This window comes from Bacillota bacterium, from assembly GCA_040754675.1.
Classification (GTDB): domain Bacteria; phylum Bacillota; class Limnochordia; order Limnochordales; family Geochordaceae; genus Geochorda.
Map to the genome: position 1 here is coordinate 1 of JBFMCJ010000761.1, position 1,629 is coordinate 1,629.

At 63.7% G+C, this 1,629-nt stretch carries 2 protein-coding genes; both read left to right on the forward strand.

What is annotated here, in order from left to right; genetic code table 11:
- Positions 1-209 (forward strand): carbohydrate ABC transporter permease (locus AB1609_23335; GenBank protein MEW6049368.1); only part of this gene is annotated, 209 nt, incomplete at its 5' end.
- Positions 210-354: 145 nt separating this feature from the next.
- Positions 355-1,629: sugar ABC transporter substrate-binding protein (locus AB1609_23340; GenBank protein ID MEW6049369.1), on the forward strand; the 1,275-nt coding region annotated here is incomplete at its 3' end.

Sequence of the window (1,629 nt, forward strand, 5' to 3'; positions counted from 1 at the left end):
TGCACCCGCTCATCTATATCAACTCCGCCGACAAGTGGACGCTCACCCTGGCTCTCAACGGCTTCACATCACCCCTCGAACCCGGGGAGCCGGTGACCCACCTGCTGATGGCTGCGTCGGTCGTGGTGGCGCTGCCGCCCATTGCCGTCTTCTTCGCGGCGCAGCGACACTTCATCGAAGGCGTGGTGGTGTCGGGACTCAAGGGGTAGGTCTGCAACCGTCGTTAAAGAGGGCTCGCCCCGTTTCAGAGGGAGGGGGGACCAGGAGAGACGGTAGAAGCGGGCAAGTTGACCGGACAGGAGGTCCTGGAGGTTCGCAACGCTTCGAGATTCTAGATGGGAGGGACCAAGACCGATGCGAGGTATGGCCGGTCGGACGCGGCGCTTTGCGACGAGGGCAGTTGTGTTGGCTGTGACGGCGTCCCTGTTTGTAGGGTGGGTGTGGGCTGGCGCGCCGGCCGCCTCACAGGCGCCGGTCACCATTACCTTCACCTACTGGGGCAATCCGGAGATGGACGCGGCGTTCCTTAAGCTCGTCGAAGAATTCGAAAAGAGCCATCCCGCCATCAAGGTCAACCCTGTTCGGATCCCGAGCAAGTACTACGACAAGCTCATGACCATGATCGCCGGCGGAACCGCACCGGACGTCGCCATGCTGGCATTTAGCGAGGTACCGCGGTTCGTGGAGGCCGGGGCGCTGGCCCCCATTGACGGGTTCGTCGCAGAGTCCGGCTATCCCAAGCACGACCTCTTCCCCGTGGTGATCGAGGGCTTTTCGTACAACGGTAAGCTGTACGGGCTTCCGCGGAGCTTCTCCCCGTTCGTCCTGTACTACAACAAAAAGATGTTCCAGGAGCGGGGCCTGACGGCCTCCAGCGACTGGACCTGGGCGGAGTTCCTTGAAGTGGCGAAGAAGGCCACCACGTTCCGACCTGGTGGGCCGTGGGGCTTCGCCGGTAACATCGAGGAAGACGGCGTGTTTTACCCGGAGTGGCTCTTCCCCTTCGTCTGGCAAAACGGCGGCGAGGTGGTCGACCCGGTCCGGCTGGTGAGCCGCGTCATGGCGCCGGAAACGAAGGAGGCCATCGCCTTCTACGTCGACCTGTTCCAGAAGCACAAGGTCGCCCCCACTTCGGTTCAGGCCCAGACCTACGGCGGATCGGACGCCATGTTCCTTTCCGGTCGTGCGGCCATGATCATGGAATCCTACGTGCTGGTCGCCTCGGCGAGGAGCCAGGCCAACCTCGAATTCGACGTGGTGCGGTTGCCGCACCAGAAACAGCGGGCGTCGGTTGCGTTCCCCATCGGGTACGTGATTCCGGCAGCGAGCAAGCACCCGCAGGAGGCGTGGCAGTTCCTGGCGTACCTCGGAGGCCCGGAGGGGCAAAAGATTATCCCGCAGCTCGGGATAGGTGTCCCCGGGCTGATGTCGATGGCGTACTCCGACCTGTTCCTGCAGCCGGGCCAGCAGCCCCAGAACGCGGTGGCCTTGCTCGAGCAGTCTAAGACCGCTCGGCTGCTGCCGGCCACGGTGCCCAAGTTTGGTCAGTGGTACACGGCGATGCGCCAGGAGCTCGCCACCGTGATGTCCGGGGAGGAGCCTCTGGAGTCGGTGCTGCCGCGGATGGAT